Annotated in this window: 13 protein-coding genes and 1 riboswitch; of the genes, 6 read left to right on the top strand and 7 right to left on the bottom strand. The window is 59.3% G+C overall.

Translation table 11 applies throughout. The features are described 5' to 3' along the window. Positions 1-96: 96 nt before the first annotated feature. Positions 97-1980, bottom strand: a complete 1884-nt coding sequence (thiC, locus tag RYC18_RS19410) for a phosphomethylpyrimidine synthase ThiC (protein ID WP_316886620.1) — start codon at positions 1978-1980, stop codon at positions 97-99. A 156-nt stretch (positions 1981-2136) separates the two neighbouring features. Beyond that, positions 2137-2241, bottom strand: a riboswitch (TPP riboswitch). Positions 2242-2403: 162 nt separating this feature from the next. On the opposite strand from thiC, the gene RYC18_RS19405 reads away from it, so the two are divergent. After that, entirely contained in the window at positions 2404-3843 is a 1440-nt protein-coding gene (locus tag RYC18_RS19405; RefSeq protein WP_004654543.1) for a TolC family outer membrane protein, read from the top strand. Positions 3844-4034: 191 nt separating this feature from the next. Here the strand turns inward: RYC18_RS19405 and waaA are convergent, their stop codons facing one another. Beyond that, positions 4035-5315: a lipid IV(A) 3-deoxy-D-manno-octulosonic acid transferase gene (gene waaA, locus RYC18_RS19400; RefSeq protein ID WP_005743018.1), complete on the bottom strand. Its 1281-nt coding sequence runs from the start codon at positions 5313-5315 to the stop codon at positions 4035-4037. A gap of 69 nt (positions 5316-5384) precedes the next feature. Between waaA and RYC18_RS19395 the strand changes: the two genes are divergently transcribed. From RYC18_RS19395 to RYC18_RS19380, 4 genes are read left to right on the top strand one after another with little or no spacing between them, the layout of a single operon-like run. Then, complete coding sequence (locus tag RYC18_RS19395) at positions 5385-5717, top strand: SMR family transporter (protein ID WP_002551789.1); 333 nt, start codon at positions 5385-5387, stop codon at positions 5715-5717. A 48-nt stretch (positions 5718-5765) separates the two neighbouring features. Then, the gene (locus RYC18_RS19390; RefSeq protein ID WP_005743019.1) at positions 5766-6941 is read left to right on the top strand and encodes an NAD(P)/FAD-dependent oxidoreductase; all 1176 of its coding nucleotides are present in this window, start codon (positions 5766-5768) and stop codon (positions 6939-6941) included. Beyond that, positions 6938-7753 carry an aldo/keto reductase gene (locus tag RYC18_RS19385; protein WP_316886619.1) on the top strand — a complete coding sequence of 272 codons (816 nt, stop codon included), beginning with the start codon at positions 6938-6940 and terminating at the stop codon, positions 7751-7753. The genes RYC18_RS19390 and RYC18_RS19385 overlap by 4 nt, the downstream gene beginning before the upstream one ends. Before the next feature lie 36 nt (positions 7754-7789). Next, a complete protein-coding gene (locus RYC18_RS19380; RefSeq protein ID WP_002551786.1) occupies positions 7790-8746 on the top strand; it encodes a hypothetical protein in 957 nt (318 codons plus the stop codon). A gap of 47 nt (positions 8747-8793) precedes the next feature. Here RYC18_RS19380 and hldE read toward each other — a convergent pair whose 3' ends face one another. Both hldE and msbA read right to left on the bottom strand, forming a co-directional pair. Then, positions 8794-10218 carry a bifunctional D-glycero-beta-D-manno-heptose-7-phosphate kinase/D-glycero-beta-D-manno-heptose 1-phosphate adenylyltransferase HldE gene (gene hldE, locus RYC18_RS19375; protein WP_316886618.1) on the bottom strand — a complete coding sequence of 475 codons (1425 nt, stop codon included), beginning with the start codon at positions 10216-10218 and terminating at the stop codon, positions 8794-8796. Positions 10219-10345: 127 nt separating this feature from the next. Beyond that, positions 10346-12148: a lipid A export permease/ATP-binding protein MsbA gene (gene msbA, locus RYC18_RS19370; RefSeq protein ID WP_316886617.1), complete on the bottom strand. Its 1803-nt coding sequence runs from the start codon at positions 12146-12148 to the stop codon at positions 10346-10348. 177 nt (positions 12149-12325) lie between these two features. Between msbA and RYC18_RS19365 the strand changes: the two genes are divergently transcribed. Beyond that, positions 12326-12964: a toluene tolerance protein gene (locus tag RYC18_RS19365; protein WP_316886616.1), complete on the top strand. Its 639-nt coding sequence runs from the start codon at positions 12326-12328 to the stop codon at positions 12962-12964. A 47-nt stretch (positions 12965-13011) separates the two neighbouring features. Here RYC18_RS19365 and RYC18_RS19360 read toward each other — a convergent pair whose 3' ends face one another. Genes RYC18_RS19360 through RYC18_RS19350 form a run of 3 tightly spaced genes read right to left on the bottom strand, consistent with a single transcriptional unit; the run spans position 13012 to position 15932 of the window. Further along, on the bottom strand, positions 13012-14181 hold the full coding sequence (locus tag RYC18_RS19360) for an O-antigen ligase family protein (RefSeq protein WP_054994580.1): 1170 nt from the start codon (positions 14179-14181) through the stop codon (positions 13012-13014). Continuing rightward, a complete protein-coding gene (locus RYC18_RS19355) occupies positions 14171-14944 on the bottom strand; it encodes a glycosyltransferase family 2 protein (RefSeq protein ID WP_005743024.1) in 774 nt (257 codons plus the stop codon). The genes RYC18_RS19360 and RYC18_RS19355 overlap by 11 nt, the downstream gene beginning before the upstream one ends. A 31-nt stretch (positions 14945-14975) precedes the next feature. Further along, positions 14976-15932 (bottom strand): glycosyltransferase, encoded by a 957-nt coding sequence (locus RYC18_RS19350; RefSeq protein ID WP_005743025.1) that lies wholly within the window; start codon positions 15930-15932, stop codon positions 14976-14978. Between the last annotated feature and the right edge of the window lie 30 nt (positions 15933-15962).

Below are 15962 nucleotides of genomic sequence, written 5' to 3'. Positions count from 1 at the left end.
TAATCGCAACTATCGTGCGACGCTCCGAGTCGTAAAGCCCAATGCTGGAGCGTAGCGATAACCGCTAGCGGTGTTCTGTCGTGCACGTACCGCTTTCTACACCTTCTTGTACAACTGGCTGCCTTCCTGCTTGAAGCGCTCGGCCTGCTCGGCCAGGCCTTTGGCGACATCGACTGCTTCGATCCGCTGGTTGGCGGCGTACTCGCGTACTTCCTGAGTGATTTTCATTGAGCAGAATTTCGGCCAGCACATGGAACAGAAATGCGCGACCTTGGCCGAGTCCTTGGGCAGGGTTTCGTCGTGGTACGAGCGCGCGGTGTCCGGGTCCAGGCCAAGGTTGAACTGGTCTTCCCAGCGGAACTCGAAACGCGCCTTGCTCAAGGCGTTATCACGGATCTGCGCGCCCGGATGGCCTTTGGCAAGGTCCGCTGCGTGGGCAGCGATCTTGTAGGTGATGATCCCGGTCTTCACGTCATCCTTGTTCGGCAGCCCCAGGTGCTCTTTGGGCGTGACGTAGCACAGCATGGCGCAACCGAACCAGCCAATCATCGCGGCACCGATGCCCGACGTGATGTGGTCATACCCCGGCGCAATATCGGTGGTCAGCGGGCCCAGAGTGTAAAACGGCGCTTCGTCGCAGCATTCCAGCTGCTTGTCCATGTTTTCCTTGATCAACTGCATCGGCACATGACCGGGGCCTTCAATCATGGTCTGCACGTCGTGCTTCCAGGCGATCTTGGTCAGTTCACCCAAGGTTTCCAGCTCACCGAACTGCGCCGCATCGTTGGCGTCGGCAATCGAGCCCGGACGCAAGCCATCGCCCAGCGAGAAGCTGACGTCATAAGCCTTCATGATTTCGCAGATGTCTTCGAAATGGGTGTACAGGAAGTTTTCCTGGTGATGCGCCAGGCACCACTTGGCCATGATTGAACCACCACGGCTGACAATCCCGGTCACACGTTTGGCGGTCAGCGGCACATAACGCAGCAACACACCGGCGTGGATGGTGAAGTAATCAACGCCCTGCTCGGCCTGCTCGATCAGTGTGTCGCGGAACAGCTCCCAGGTCAGGTCCTCGGCCGCACCGCCGACTTTTTCCAGAGCCTGATAGATCGGCACAGTGCCGATCGGCACCGGCGAGTTGCGGATGATCCATTCACGGGTTTCATGAATATGCTTGCCGGTAGACAGGTCCATGACCGTGTCAGAACCCCAGCGAATGCCCCAGGTCAGCTTGGCGACTTCTTCTTCGATGGAAGATCCCAGCGCGCTGTTACCGATGTTGCCGTTGATCTTCACCAGAAAGTTACGCCCGATAATCATCGGTTCCAGTTCGACGTGGTTGATGTTGGCCGGGATGATCGCGCGACCACGGGCGATCTCTTCGCGCACGAACTCGGCAGTAATTTCCTTCGGGATGCTCGCGCCGAAGCTGTGCCCGGCATGTTGCTGGGTCAGCAGGCCAGCGGCACGGGCTTCCTGAAGCTTCATGTTTTCGCGGATGGCGACGTATTCCATCTCGGCGGTAATGATGCCCTGACGCGCATAGTGCATCTGGCTGACGTTGGCCCCCGCCTTGGCCCGGCGCGGGTTGCGCACATGAGCAAAGCGCAGCGCAGTCAGTTCGGCGTCGCTCAGGCGTTGCTGGCCGAAGTTGGAACTCAGGCCGGGCAGACGCTCGGTGTCATTACGCGAGTCGATCCACGGCGAGCGAACATCCGCCAGGCCTTTACGCACGTCGATGATCACGTTGGGGTCGGTGTACGGGCCGGAGGTGTCATAGACCGTGACCGGCGCGTTGATTTCACCGCCGAAGTCAGTCGGTGTGACGTCCAGGGTGATTTCGCGCATCGGCACGCGGATGTCCGGGCGTGAGCCCTGAACGTAGATTTTCTGCGAACGGGTAAACGGCTGTACCGATCCGGAATCGACTTGTGCCGACTCGCTCAAATGGGCTGCGTTTTTTAGTGTTGTACTCATCACGGGCTCTCCAGACATCCGGTTGCGGATTTATTGTCGGAGTGACCTGACGTGACGGACGGGTACACCAGTGCTGGTGCTGAGTATCGAAAGGAGACGTACGCTGTTCATTTTTTGAACAATCGACCCCGGACGATACTCAAGAGGACTCGCCGGGAGACGAGAAATCTTGTTCCCTACGCAGGCGCTAACCTGATCAGGTTCAACGGGATCCGGTTTAACCGATCTCAGCCTCATAGCAAGGCACCCCGACAAGAACGCGATCAGTCTATGCCGGGGCGCGGTCGCAATGCCAGCCTATTTGCACAGGGCTCGATAAATGGCGCAAATCGCCGATTGTTGCTAAAAGAGTCTGGCTCTACACTCGCTAACCCGGTTTCGCTTAAAACCGTGATTACTTTCTTCATGAACAGGGAATGCCTCATGCTGCGCAAACTTTCGTTGGTTGTGGCCGTTTCGTTTGCGTCCAGCGGCCTGACGTGGGCAGCCGATATGCCACTGCCGACCCAGACAGGTCTGCTGAATGTCTATCAGCAGGCGGTGGACAACAATGCCGACCTTGCGGCATCCCGCGCCGATTACGATGCCCGCAAGGAAGCCGTACCGCAGGCCCGCGCCGGTTTGCTGCCGAACATTTCCGGCAGCGCACAAAGCAACAATACCCGCACCAGTATCGACCAGCCCAGAGCCGTGGCCACCCGTAGCGGTAACGTCTATCAAGCCACCCTGAGCCAGCCGATCTTCCGTGCCGACCGCTGGTTCCAGTTGCAGGCCGCCGAGGCGAGCAACGAGCAGGCGGCACTCGAGCTGTCGGCTACCGAGCAGAACCTGATCCTGCAAGCGGCACAAAGCTATTTCAGCGTGCTGCGCGCCCAGGACAATCTGGCCTCGACCAAGGCCGAGGAGGCAGCGTTCAAACGCCAGCTCGATCAGGCCAACGAGCGTTTCGATGTCGGCCTGTCGGACAAGACCGACGTGTTGCAGGCGCAGGCCAGCTACGACACCTCGCGTGCCAGCAGGATTCTAGCCAAGCGCCAGGTGGATGATGCGTTTCAAGCCCTGGTGACGCTGACCAATCGGGAATACAACTCCATCGAAGGCATCGTGCATACCTTGCCTGTGCTGGCGCCAACGCCAAACGATGCCAAGGCCTGGGTCGACACCGCAGCACAACAGAACCTCAACCTGCTGGCCAGTAACTACGCCGTCAGTGCTGCCGAGGAGACCCTGCGTCAGCGCAAGGCCGGGCATGCCCCAACACTTGATGCCGTGGCGACTTATCAGCGTGGCGACAACGACGCACTGGGTTTCAGCAACCCTAACTACACCGGACGCAATTATGGCGGCGACGTCGAGCAGCGCAGTATTGGCGTGCAGTTGAATATCCCGATCTACAGCGGTGGCCTGACCAGTTCACAGGTACGCGAAGCCTATGCGCGCCTGAGCCAGAGCGAGCAACGCCGTGAAAGCCTGCGTCGTCAGGTGGTGGAAAATACGCGCAACCTGCACCGTGCGGTGAATACCGATGTCGAGCAGGTCCAGGCCCGCAAACAGTCGATCATCTCCAACCAGAGCGCGCTGGAAGCCACCGAAATCGGTTATCAGGTTGGCACCCGCAACATCGTCGACGTGCTGGATGCGCAGCGCCAGTTGTATGCCTCGGTGCGTGACTACAACAACACGCGCTATGACTACATCCTCGACAACCTGCGCCTCAAGCAGGCAGCCGGCACACTGAGCCCGGGCGACCTGCAGGATCTGTCACGCTACCTGAAGGCTGACTACAACCCGGACAAGGACTTCCTTCCGCCCGACCTGGCAACCGCCGCGCAGAAGAACTTCGAGCGACCTGCAAAGCGCTGAGATTGCTGACCGATCTGGATGCTCTGCGCCCGACTTCAAGTCATGCAGCGCGACGCAGATTTGTGACGCGGAGCGTCACCCAAGGCATTCCCACGCTGGAGCGTGAGGAACGATAGGCGTCTGGACGAGCTCAACTATCGTGCCGACGCTCTGCGTCGGCATGCAGTTCTGGACGCTCCGCGTCCTCCGACTCAGCGCCTGCCCATCAACCGCCCGATCCCGTCGAGCAGGCGTTGCAGCGCGCCCTGATTGGCCTTCATCACAGCCAGCCCTGCATCGGCCATGCTGCGAGCCTGCTGTGGCTGGTCGAAAAGCCCCTGCACGGCGGCGGCCAGCGTGGTCGCATCGCTGATTTCTTGCAACGCACCGGCAGTGCGCAGCATGGCGGCAATCTCGAGGAAGTTGAACAGGTGCGGGCCGCTGAGCACCGGTTTGGCCAGCGCAGCAGGCTCCAGCAGGTTGTGACCGCCGTTAGGCACCAGGCTGCCGCCCACAAAAGCGATATCTGCCAGCGCATAGAGAAACAGCAATTCGCCCATGGTATCGCCCATCAGCACCGAGACGTCCGGCGTGACAGCCTGCGCGGATGAGCGCCGAACCGTCGCAAAACCCTGCTGCTGACACAGCGCATGCACGCTGTCGAAACGCTCGGGATGACGCGGCACCAGGATCAGCAGCGCATCAGGATGGCTCGTCAATAACGTGCGATGAGCTGAAAGAACGCTTTCATCCTCGCCTGCATGGGTGCTGGCGGCGATCCATACCGGACGCTGCGTCGCCTGCCATTGCTCACGCAAGTGCGCGGCACGTTCCAGCAATTGCGGGTCAATACTCAGGTCGAACTTGATCGAACCGGTCACTGCAACGCACTCGGGACGCGCGCCCAGATCACGAAAGCGCTGCGCCTCGACTTCTGTCTGCACCGCGAACCAGGCCATTTGCGCCAGCATCGGCCGGGCAAGCTTGGCAAAACGTGCGTAGCCCCTCGCCGAGCGCTCCGAAAGCCGCGCATTGGCGAGCACCACGGGGATCCCGCGCAGGGCGCATTGGTGGATGTGGTTGGGCCACAGCTCGGTTTCCATGATGATGCCCAGCCGGGGCTGCACATGATCGAGAAAACGCCCTGCCGCCCAAGGCAAGTCATACGGCAGGTAGCAATGCTGAATGCGCGGTTCGCTGGCGAACAGCGCCTTGATTCGTTCCGAACCTGTGGGCGTCATGCAAGTCACAGTGATCGGCAGTTGGGGGTATTGCAGCAGCAGCGCGCGAATCATCGGCGCGGCCGCGATGCTTTCGCCCACTGACACCGCATGCACCCAGATACCACCGCGCTGCATGGCAGGCAGGCCGCTGGCGAACCGCTCGCCGATGCGCTGGCGATACGCCGGAGCCTTGCGCGCACGTAACCACAGGCGCAGGGCAACCAGTGGCAGGCCGAGATGAAACAGTAGGGTATAAAGGGTTCTATTCATGGGCGCGGAGTTTATCAGCCCGCCATCACAAGTCGCTAGAATGCGCAGCCTGACGAAAAGGAATGCACCATGAACGCTTATTATCTGCTGGCTATCGCCGTCTGCGCAGAAGTCATCGCCACTACTTCCATGAAAGCCGTGAAAGGGTTCAGCACTCCCCTGCCGCTGTTGCTGCTGATCACTGGTTATGCGATTGCATTCTGGATGCTGATTCTGGTGATGCGCACGATCCCGGTCGGCATCACCTACGCCATCTGGTCGGGCATGGGCATTGTCATGGTGAGCATTGCGGCGTTCTTCATCTACGGCCAGAAACTCGACCTGCCCGCGTTGTTGGGCATGGGCATGATTGTGGCTGGCGTAGCCGTCATCCAGCTGTTCTCGAAAACCGCCGGGCATTGAAAAGCCGATCCTTTATAATACTCGTACTTTTTGCTCACTGAGGTGCTCATGCCATCGGTTATTTCCACTGACGTGCTGATTGTCGGGGCTGGCGTAGCCGGTCTATGGCTCAACGCCCGGTTGCGTCGTCAAGGGTTCTCGACAGTGCTGGTAGAAAGCGCCAGCCTGGGTGGCGGGCAAAGCCTCAAGTCTCAGGGGATCATCCACGGCGGTGCCAAGTACGCGCTGCACGGCGCGCTTTCCGGTGCCTCCGAGGCCATCGCCGATATGCCGCGCCGCTGGCGTGAAGCTCTCGATGGCAAAGGCGAGCTGGACCTGTCCGGTGTACGCCTGCTGTCCGAGGCCCACTACTTGTGGTCGCCAGGCACCATCGCCGGCAATCTCACCAGCTTCTTCGCCAGCAAGGCGGTGCGCGGCCGTGTGGATCAGGTCAAGGGCGAGCAATTACCGCCCGCACTGCAAAACCCCAAATTCAAGGGCAAGGTCTATCGTCTCGCGGAACTGGTGGTCGATGTGCCGAGCCTGATCGAGCGACTCGCCGAGCTGGCCGGTGACAGCCTGCTGGCCGGTCAACACATCGAGCCGTTCTTCGAGGGCGATGAGCTGATCGGGCTGCGCGTCGATGGGCGCGATATTCATGCCCAGCGCATCGTACTCAGTGCCGGCGGTGGCAACGCCGACCTGCTCAATGCACTTGGCGTATCGCAACCGCAGATGCAGCGCCGCCCGTTGCACATGGTGCTGGTCAAGGGGCCGACCCTGAAGCCGCTGTTCGCTCACTGCCTGGGCGGCGGGCCCAAGCCACGCATCACGGTCACCACCCACCCTGCGGCTGACGGCCAGTGCGTGTGGTACCTGGGTGGCGATCTGGCTGAGGCCGAGGGCGTGGCACGCGAGCCGGACGCGCAGATCGCCGTCGCCCGCAAGGAGCTTGAAGCCCTGCTGCCGTGGGTCGACCTGAGTCAGGCACAATGGGCGACCCTGCGCGTGGACCGCGCCGAGCCTGCCCAGTCGGGGCTGGTGCGGCCAGACAACGCCTTTCTCGACAGCCAGCGTCGCCTGATGGTTGGCTGGCCGACCAAACTGGCACTGGCTCCGGACTTCGCTGACCGGGTTCTGTCGCAGCTTTCGAGAGATGGCATTCACCCGACACCGCAGTCACCACTGGTTGATGTACCAAGGCCGCCGATGGCCATACCTGTCTGGGATGAGCTGCTGCCATGAGCCTGAAAACCCTGCACGACCTGCATCGCCCGCTGGGCAATAGCGGCCTGAGCGTATCGCCCCTTGGCCTGGGCACCGTCAAGCTGGGCCGCGACCAAGGCGTCAAATACCCCAGCGGTTTCAAGATTCCCGATGACCAGCAGGCGCAGATGCTGCTGCGTATGGCCCGCGACATGGGCATCAACCTGATCGACACTGCACCCGCCTATGGCACCAGCGAAGAGCGCCTGGGACCGCTGCTGCGCGGTCAGCGCCAGGACTGGGTGATTGTCAGCAAGGTCGGCGAAGAATTCGACAACGGTCAGTCGAGCCATGACTTCAGCGCTGAGCACACCCGCAAATCGGTCGAGCGCAGCCTGAAACGACTTGAAACCGATTTTCTCGATCTGGTGCTGGTGCATTCGGACGGCAACGACCTGGCGATCCTCAACGAGGCCGAGGTGTATAAGACCCTCGCCGACCTAAAGCGCGAAGGCAAGATTCGCGGCTTCGGCTTTTCCGGCAAGACGGTCGAAGGCGGCCTGTTGGCATTGCGCGAGGGGGATTGTGCGATGGTCACCTACAACCTCAACGAGCAAGGCGAGAAACCGGTGCTGGATTACGCTGCCGCCCACGGCAAAGGCATCCTGGTGAAGAAAGCGCTGGCCAGCGGTCATGTCTGTCTGACGCCGGGCACAGACCCGGTGCAGGCCAGTTTTCAGCTACTGTTTAAACATCCGGCGGTAGCCAGTGCTATTGTCGGCACCATCAATCCGTTGCACCTGGCGCACAACGTTGCAACTGCCGCTGCCGTGATTTGCCGTCAAGCCTGATTGAGGCGGCCGACCCCAACGCAAGAAGGAGCCGTTATGCCGCGAACACTGATCCGCAAGAACCCCAGCAACTTCAAGACCCTGCCGCTGTTTGTCGAGGCCACGCCGGAAGGCCTGAGCTACCAGAGCATCGGTATGCCGATGAACTTCGCGCAGACCTTGCAGCGGCGGCGCAAGATCGACGTGCCAGACACCGAACGCTTCTCCACCGAGCTTGCCAATCTGGGGGTGTCCGTTCGCCTTACCGTCAGCTGGCAGAATCGCGATTACTGGGTGCTGGTTCGCCAGCGTCGCCAGGACCGTGGCGACGTCGTACTCAAGCTGATCTCGGGTTATGTGCCGGCCCACGAACTGACCCTGCCACTGCATACCGCCATTCAGGAAGTGGCCGAAGAGTGCATGATCGAAACGCCTCAGGGCTGGCTGAGTGGACTGTTCAAAGAGACCTGGCTGCCTGCGCCATATGCCGCTGCGCTGCATTATCGCGAGGCCATGCCCTTTCGTCTGAGTCCGCTCTCCGGCGCAGCACGGCCGGTGCGAAGCGGCAGCCTGACACTGCTGGAGCGCCCACGGGCTTATGTGCATTTACCCACCGCGTCCTTGCAGCTGATTTACGACATGCGTCTGGAAATCCCCAAGGAAGCGCGCCCGGTCAGCCTTTTCCATGTCGATGAAGTGCTTGAAAACGATCAACTGGTCGCCCGCCTCAACCGCAGCAAACCCGACCTGTACCTGATGCCGCTGGAAAATGGAGTGCCGCTGCCCGAGCTGTACACGCTCAAGCGCGACAAACTGATCCCGGCTGGCACCCGAGGGCTGTACCTGGCCGAAAGTTTCGCCGCGCAGGATGGCTGGATCGTGCGTGAGGAACGAATTCGCTGGAAGGACTGGCTACGCCAGCAGGGCATGGCCCCACCGGCGAAGAAGTCAGGACTGAAACGCCTGACCGGAAAAGCTCGGGAGCTGCTGCACGCCATGAGCGGCAAGCTGTGAGCCTCAAGCCTTTTGATTTGCCTTGGCTTACGGCTCGCAGCTAAAAACTATCCCTGCCCGCGGATCTTCTCGACAATTGCCGTAGTCGAGCTGTTTTCCACCAGCCCCAACACACGCACATCGCCACCGTACGCCTGGACGATATCGGCACCGACCACCTGGTCAACGCCGTAATCACCGCCCTTTACCAGTACGTCCGGTTTGACGTGACTCAGCAGATTTTCAGGGGTGCCTTCAGGGAAGCTGATCACCCAGTCCACTGCACCCAACCCTGCCAGCACGGCCATACGCCGGTCGACACTGTTGATCGGACGGCCCGGCCCTTTCAGGCGGCTGACAGACGCATCATCGTTGACGGCAACGATCAGACGATCACCCTGCGCGCGCGCCTGCTCCAGGTAGGTCACATGACCTGCGTGGAGGATGTCGAAGCAGCCATTGGTGAAGACGATTTTCTCTTTGTGCGCGCGCGCATCATCGACCGCCAGCAATAGTTGCTCCAGCCCCAGCACGCCGCGCTCGGAACCTTCTTCACGCTGAATGGCGCGGCGCAGTTCCGGGGCGCTGATGGCTGCTGTACCCAGCTTGCCGACCACAATGCCTGCTGCCAGATTGGCCAGCGCCACCGCATGCGGCAGTTCCTCGCCCGCAGCAATCGCTGCTGCGAGAGTGGAAATTACCGTGTCACCGGCGCCGGTCACATCGAACACTTCGCGAGCGCGGGCTGGCAGATGCAGCGCCTGCTGATCAGGACGCAGCAGGGTCATGCCATGTTCACCACGGGTCACCAGCAGAGCGCCCAGGTCAAGCTCCTGCATCAGCTGCGCGCCTTTGGTGACCAGCTGTGCCTCGTCTTCACAATGCCCGACGATCGCTTCGAATTCGCTAAGGTTCGGCGTAATCAGGCTGGCACCGCGATAAATCGTGAAATCCTTGCCCTTGGGATCAGCCAACACCGGGATACCGCGTTTGCGGGCAGCCTGAATCAGTGCCTGATGGTTTCTCAGCGCGCCCTTGCCGTAATCGGACAGGACCAGCACCTTGATGCCATCGAGCAGGCTGTAGACCTCTGCACTCAGTGCCAGCGGGTCAGTGTTGAACGGTTCTTCGAAGTCGATACGCAGTAACTGCTGATGGCGACTGATAACGCGCAGCTTGACAATAGTGGGCTGATTGGCAATGCGCTGAAAACGCGCCAGCACACCCGCTGCTTTCAGGCTGTTGGCCAGACTTTCTGCGGCCTCGTCGTCACCCGTCACACCGACCAGCGAAGCCGGTGCACCCAGCGCAGCGATGTTCAAGGCCACGTTGGCAGCGCCGCCCGGGCGGTCTTCGATCTGATCGACCTTGACCACAGGCACCGGCGCCTCAGGGGAAATACGCGAGGTACCACCATGCCAGTATCTGTCGAGCATGACATCGCCAACCACCAGGACAGGGGCCTGATCAAAGCGCGGCATGTATAGCTTCATGGAACAACCCGTACTTGAAAAATGGACAGGGGCGGAATCTTAGCACAGGGGTTTATAACCGACAGGCTGTTGAATCACACCGCCCGAAGGCAGGCAGGCCAAAGCGGCCCGCCCGGTGAGAGCGAAATCAGACTGCGCCGACAGGTGACGGCTCGTCCAGCCCCATGGCATGCAGACGGGCGTAATAGCCGTTCTGTGCCAACAACTCGGTATGCGTACCGCGCTCGACGATCTGCCCGGCGTCCATGACCAGAATCATGTCAGCCTTTTCGATGGTCGAAAGGCGGTGAGCGATAACCAGCGTGGTACGGCCCTTCATGACGTGATCCAGCGCCGCCTGAATGTGGCGTTCGGACTCGGTGTCCAGCGCCGACGTGGCTTCGTCGAGGATCAGCAGCGGTGCGTTTTTAAGCAGTGCGCGAGCAATGGCCAGACGCTGCCGCTGACCACCGGACAGCAGCACGCCGTTTTCGCCCACCTGAGTATCGAACCCCTGCGGCAACTGGTCGATGAACTCTTTGGCATAGGCATCGGCGGCCGCCGCTTCGATGTCGGCACGCGGAGCACCTGCCAGATCGCCATAGGCAATGTTGTTGGCGATCGTGTCGTTGAACAGCGTGACGTTCTGGTTGACCTGGGCTATGTGCCTGCGCAGGTTGCGCAGGCGGTAATCATTGATTTCAACGCCATCAAGCAGGATGTTGCCCATCTCGTGCCCGTAAAAACGCGGTATGAGGTTGGCCAGGGTCGATTTACCGCTGCCGGAACGGCCTACCAGCGCAATCATCTGCCCAGGCGCTGCGGAGAAACTGATGTCGTTCAACACCTGACGCTCGGTCTGCGGGTAGAAGAAGCTGAGATTCTTCACCTCAAGGTGGCCGGTCACGCGATCACGCTCGATGGTGCCGGTATCGACTTCTTCTTCCACGTCCAGTTGTTCGAAGATGCTCTCGGCCCCAGCGACGCCTTTCTGGATCGTCGAACTGACTTCCGACAGCTGGCGAATCGGCTTGGGCAGCAGACCGGCCGCAGTGATATAGGCAACCAGATCGCCCGCGGTAGCATCGCCTCGCAGGAACAGCACCAGAAACATCAGCACCGCCATGGCGCTGTAGATCACCAGTTGCAGCATCGGCGTATAGATGGCACCGGTTTTGGTCATGCGCAGTTGTTTGCGTGTGTTGCTGTCACTGGCCTGAGCGAAGCGGTTCTGTTCGTAGGACTCGCCACCGAAGCTGCGTACCACGCGATAGCCCTGAATGGTTTCCGAGGCAACGTGCGTAACATCGCCCATCGCTACCTGAATCTTCTTGCTCTGCTTGCGGAATTTCTTGCTTGCACTGCCGACCATGACGGCAATCAGCGGCAGGATGGCGAGCATGACCAGAGTCAGCTTCCAGTTCATCATCAACAGGTAGATGAACAGGAACACCACGGTCAGCCCTTCACGAATCACCACTTTGATGGCATCGGTGGCGGCACCGGTGACCATCGTGACGTTGAACGTGATACGCGAAATCAGGTGGCCGGAATTGGTGGTATCGAAGTAACGATTGGGCAGTACCAGCAGCTTGTTGAACAGCTCCACCCGCAGGTCATGGACCAACCCAAGAGACACCTTGGCCAGGAAGTAGTTACCCAGGAAAGAGCCAAGCCCCTGCCATGCGGCGATCAGAACGATCAGCAACGGCACTGCCTGCAACAGTTGCAGCTCACGCAGATAAGGCACATTGGGGAACAGCACGGCTTCAGGGTTGGTCAGGCCATCGACGAAGTATTTCAGGATGCCGGCAAGCATTGGCTGGGTCGAGGCGAAGATCACGAAACCAATGATGCTGAGCAGGAAGATGCCCACATACGGACGCACATAAGACAACAAACGGAAATAGATTTTCACGCTGGAAGTCGAGGACGATTCGGTGGTTGTCATGAGAATCCGTCGTATTAAAAAGAGGCCGAATTGTATCACAGCAGTTTTCGCGGCTGCCTGCTGCGGTAACATAGGCGGCTCGTCCATTCCCAAGGGTTTCTGACCGCTGCTTGAAGCCTGCAATCCGGCTTCTGTATGACGACCAGTAGCCCTTGGGGCGTAAAAACCGGAGTATTGATGCAAGCGCTTGACCACGCCCATTACCTTGATCTGGTTCAAGGTGCCGAAGTGCTTGAAGCCGATGGCACGGGCGACAAAGTACTACGTCTGCGTGACGGCTCCATGTTGAAATTGTTTCGCCGCAAACGCCTTGTCAGCTCGGCAGCCTGGTATCCCTATGCCCAACGCTTCGCAGACAACTGTGAAACGCTGATCAAACGCGGCATTCCCTGCCCGCGCATACGCTCGGTCAGCCGCATCGCCGAGATCGAGCGCGATGCCGTGCATTATGATCCGCTGGCTGGTTTCACCCTGCGTCAGTTGCTGGGCAGTGCGGTGGCCGACGACAAGCTGCGCAGGCAACTGGGAAGCTTCATTGCCGGGCTGCATGAAAAGGGCATCTACTTTCGCTCGGCCCATCTTGGCAACGTGATCCTCACGCCGGAAGGCAGCCTCGGCCTGATCGACATTGCCGACATGAAAACCTATCGCCGCGCATTGCGTAAAAGCCTGCGCCTGCGCAACTTCAAGCACATGTTGCGCTATCAGGAAGATCGCCAGTGGCTGCTGGACAACGGCAACCCGGCCTTCCTCGATGGCTACATGAGCGCTCAGAGCCTGTGCGACACGAGCGAACTGGTCCAGGCTATTCAGTAACGCTTTCACTAAAAGAATGGCCGCTTTCGAAGCGGCCATTTTTTATCTTACTGCTGCTGCCTGAGCCGATGCGCCTGCACAATACGGCCCAGCACCATCGTTGCCGGTAACAATACCAGCACCCAAAGCTCATCCGGGTTACCGACCAACTGGCCACCGTCAAAGTTGAGCATCAACAGCGCGCAGGCCAGATATAGGCCCCAGGCATCACCGTTACGCAAGGCGTTCCACAGCGTCATCGCCATCACGACCAGAAACATCACCAGCGAAGCCGCGCCGGTGTACAGCCCCAGCGACACGAAAATGTTGTGTGGATGCTGGATGGGCATACCGCCCGTCAGAGTCTGGGTGGTATAAAAATCGACACCACAACCCAGCACCCAGCCGCAGCGACGCCATTCACCGGTCATGATTTCAAACAGCTCGACGCGATAAGAGTCACCTCTGACCATCAGCAGAGCGACCCACTGCTCATCCTTCACAAGCCAGAAACCTATGGCAGCCACAACGCCCGCCACCAGCAAGGCCACGGCAGTGCGCAGTGGAAAGCGGTAAAGCGAATATGCTGTGCAGATGGCAAACAGGAAGGCTGCGCCCACCAGCGCGGTGCGGGTCTGGACGACGAAAGCCGTTAACACCAGAGTAACAAGAACTGCAGACACCGCTTCAATCCAGCGCCGCTCTCTGGCCCATAGCGGCAGTGCCAGGGCGAGGCTGCAAACCAGCCATGCGCTGGTGTAGATCACATTCTCCATACGCCCCGGAAGAATGGCCACACGCTGACCGAACTCGAATTTCCCGGTTACCCAGCTGTAAATGCTGCTGAGCAGAATGTACAGGCAGATGGCCCAGAACATGCCGCGCACGAACAAACCGCGCCGGAAGAAACCGTTTTCCGTAATACCGGCCACGACAAAGACAAACAGGCTGACGTAGACAATATGCTTGTAATACTGGAACTCCTGCGCTTGCAGCGCCGGCACCAGAAAACACGCCATGAATACAGCCCAGGCTATGCCCAGCGGCTCTGCAAACACCCCGGCGCCGCGGTACTTGATCAAGAAGAACAAGCCCGGCAAGGCGGTGAATGCGTAAAACAGATTGTTGGTGATCTTGGCTGACGGGTTAAGAATGAAACTCAGCAGGAAGACAACAATCGCTACGGTGAAATACGTCTGTACTTTGTTGCTGGGGATTGTGATTCGGTCAACTGACATTATTGAGCAACCAACCTGTTACCAGACCAGCAAGCACAGCGATGATCAGCTTGACGCGATCACGACGCTTGCGACGCTGTTTGTCGAGCCGCTCCTGCGGCACCACCACATGCTCACCGAACCCGGTGTGCAATACGGCATCATTTTCCAGAATCAGAGCGTAACGGTTTTGCGACGCGAATAATTGTGAAAGTTTCTTCTCGCCACCATGCTCGGCATACGGTGCATGCTGCTGGTAATCAGCCAGGCGGCGCAGCCCGGGATTGAAGGAAAAACCCTGCCACTCCGGCTTGTGCGAGCCCAGCTTGTAAAACGGGATACCTTCGACCACTTCACGCTCGTTCAGATAAACATAGGGGCTGTGAATACGCAGATCATGATTGTAGCTGCGCAACCAGACCTGCAATGCCTGAGGATCGTGCTTGAGCAGCGTCATTGATTCTTCGATGAAGTGCGGGCGGTAGAAATCCCAGTCATCCTCGCAATGGAAAACCCAGGATGTCTCCACCAACGAATAGGCCGCATCGACAGAGCGCATCTGCCCCAGCTTGGGACTGTTGATGATGAAACGTGTATGCGGGCGCCAGTGTTCTGGAATACAGGCCTGGACCTGAGCATCACCCGAGTCTTCGGTAATCAGCACATGGCGTATGGGCGCGGTATTGAAACGGTCGAACGTTTCCAGGGTGCGCTTCAACAAGTCGAATCGACCACAACTGGTGACGACCAGCGTAATGTCGCTGTTTTCGCTGAATACCATCATTCGTTCCCAATCATTGAATATTCATAATTCCTTACCATCCCAACCGTGACCGCAGGCGATCGAGCCAGCTCATCGCCGGCATGCTGCGCAGCGGCGAATGCATTGCGTCCACGATGGCTTTTCCAAGGGCATGGAATGTAAAGCGTTCTTCGACCAAAGTCTGCCCATTACAGGATATTTCGCTGGCCAGCACGGTGTTCTCGCGCAACATCGCCAGCTTTTCACGAAGCTGGGGAATGTCGCGATAGAGCACGATGTTGTGCATGTCGACAAAGCCCAGCGCGCGATTTTCTTCAGCGCCCTGATCAAAGGCCAGCAGCACGCAACCGCAGGCCATGGCCTCGAAATTCTTGATCATGTACTCGCCCATGCCGACATCGGCACTGACGAAAAAGCGGATGCGGTTAAGGGTGTCGCAATACTCTTCCCCGGACTTGGTACGCGTGACGAGCAGATTCTCGACCTGCCCCAACTCATCCAGCAACGCCTTGCGGCCGCTGTAGGCCACACTGTTGGTGCTGCCCACGAACGCCAGTTCGATGTCACGCTCACGCGCCTGCAATTGCAACAGGCTCTGGTCATAGCCCTTGGGCACGAACACCGCGTCGAAGCCTTCCTGGCGCAGGCGCTCGCTGACCATGAACCCCGAGCAGATCACCCGCGCCCAAGGCAGCTTGCGATAGTGCGCACTGAACTTGCCGGTGTATTTGCAAGGAATGTAGTTCTGGTAGGCATCGTGTTCAAGGATGACCAGGTTGGGAATCGTGCGGATGAAGCCGACCTGACGCACTTCCTGCTTGAAGCGCAGGAAAAACACGATCCGGTCATAACGGCTGACGTCCACTTCGCGGCGGAAATAGCCACGCAGGTTGCGTTGCTCCGCGGAACTCAGCCAGCGCACATCGCATTCGCAGTGTGCCGCGATGCCGTCATAGAGACGGTCCAGAATCGCACGCTGCTCTTTCTGGACCAGAAGTAGAACTTTCATGGTTTTCCTTGCAGTACTGCGCCTGCTGAA

This window comes from Pseudomonas syringae group sp. 247E2 (assembly GCF_032587795.1).
Classification (GTDB): Bacteria; Pseudomonadota; Gammaproteobacteria; order Pseudomonadales; family Pseudomonadaceae; genus Aquipseudomonas; species Aquipseudomonas amygdali.
The sequence above is the reverse complement of the archived record's forward strand: the minus strand, read 5'-3'. Positions and strand labels throughout refer to the sequence as shown.

What these genes read in the sequence shown, in the direction of transcription:
- RYC18_RS19350 (WP_005743025.1), bottom strand. Translation starts at nt 15,932, where the DNA reads ATGAAAGTTCTACTTCTGGTCCAGAAAGAGCAGCGTGCGATTCTGGAC.
- RYC18_RS19385 (WP_316886619.1), top strand. Translation starts at nt 6,938, where the DNA reads ATGAGCCTGAAAACCCTGCACGACCTGCATCGCCCGCTGGGCAATAGC.
- thiC (WP_316886620.1), bottom strand. Translation starts at nt 1,980, where the DNA reads ATGAGTACAACACTAAAAAACGCAGCCCATTTGAGCGAGTCGGCACAA.
- RYC18_RS19360 (WP_054994580.1), bottom strand. Translation starts at nt 14,181, where the DNA reads ATGTCAGTTGACCGAATCACAATCCCCAGCAACAAAGTACAGACGTAT.
- RYC18_RS19390 (WP_005743019.1), top strand. Translation starts at nt 5,766, where the DNA reads ATGCCATCGGTTATTTCCACTGACGTGCTGATTGTCGGGGCTGGCGTA.
- RYC18_RS19380 (WP_002551786.1), top strand. Translation starts at nt 7,790, where the DNA reads ATGCCGCGAACACTGATCCGCAAGAACCCCAGCAACTTCAAGACCCTG.
- RYC18_RS19365 (WP_316886616.1), top strand. Translation starts at nt 12,326, where the DNA reads ATGCAAGCGCTTGACCACGCCCATTACCTTGATCTGGTTCAAGGTGCC.
- waaA (WP_005743018.1), bottom strand. Translation starts at nt 5,315, where the DNA reads ATGAATAGAACCCTTTATACCCTACTGTTTCATCTCGGCCTGCCACTG.
- RYC18_RS19405 (WP_004654543.1), top strand. Translation starts at nt 2,404, where the DNA reads ATGCTGCGCAAACTTTCGTTGGTTGTGGCCGTTTCGTTTGCGTCCAGC.
- hldE (WP_316886618.1), bottom strand. Translation starts at nt 10,218, where the DNA reads ATGAAGCTATACATGCCGCGCTTTGATCAGGCCCCTGTCCTGGTGGTT.
- RYC18_RS19355 (WP_005743024.1), bottom strand. Translation starts at nt 14,944, where the DNA reads ATGATGGTATTCAGCGAAAACAGCGACATTACGCTGGTCGTCACCAGT.
- RYC18_RS19395 (WP_002551789.1), top strand. Translation starts at nt 5,385, where the DNA reads ATGAACGCTTATTATCTGCTGGCTATCGCCGTCTGCGCAGAAGTCATC.
- msbA (WP_316886617.1), bottom strand. Translation starts at nt 12,148, where the DNA reads ATGACAACCACCGAATCGTCCTCGACTTCCAGCGTGAAAATCTATTTC.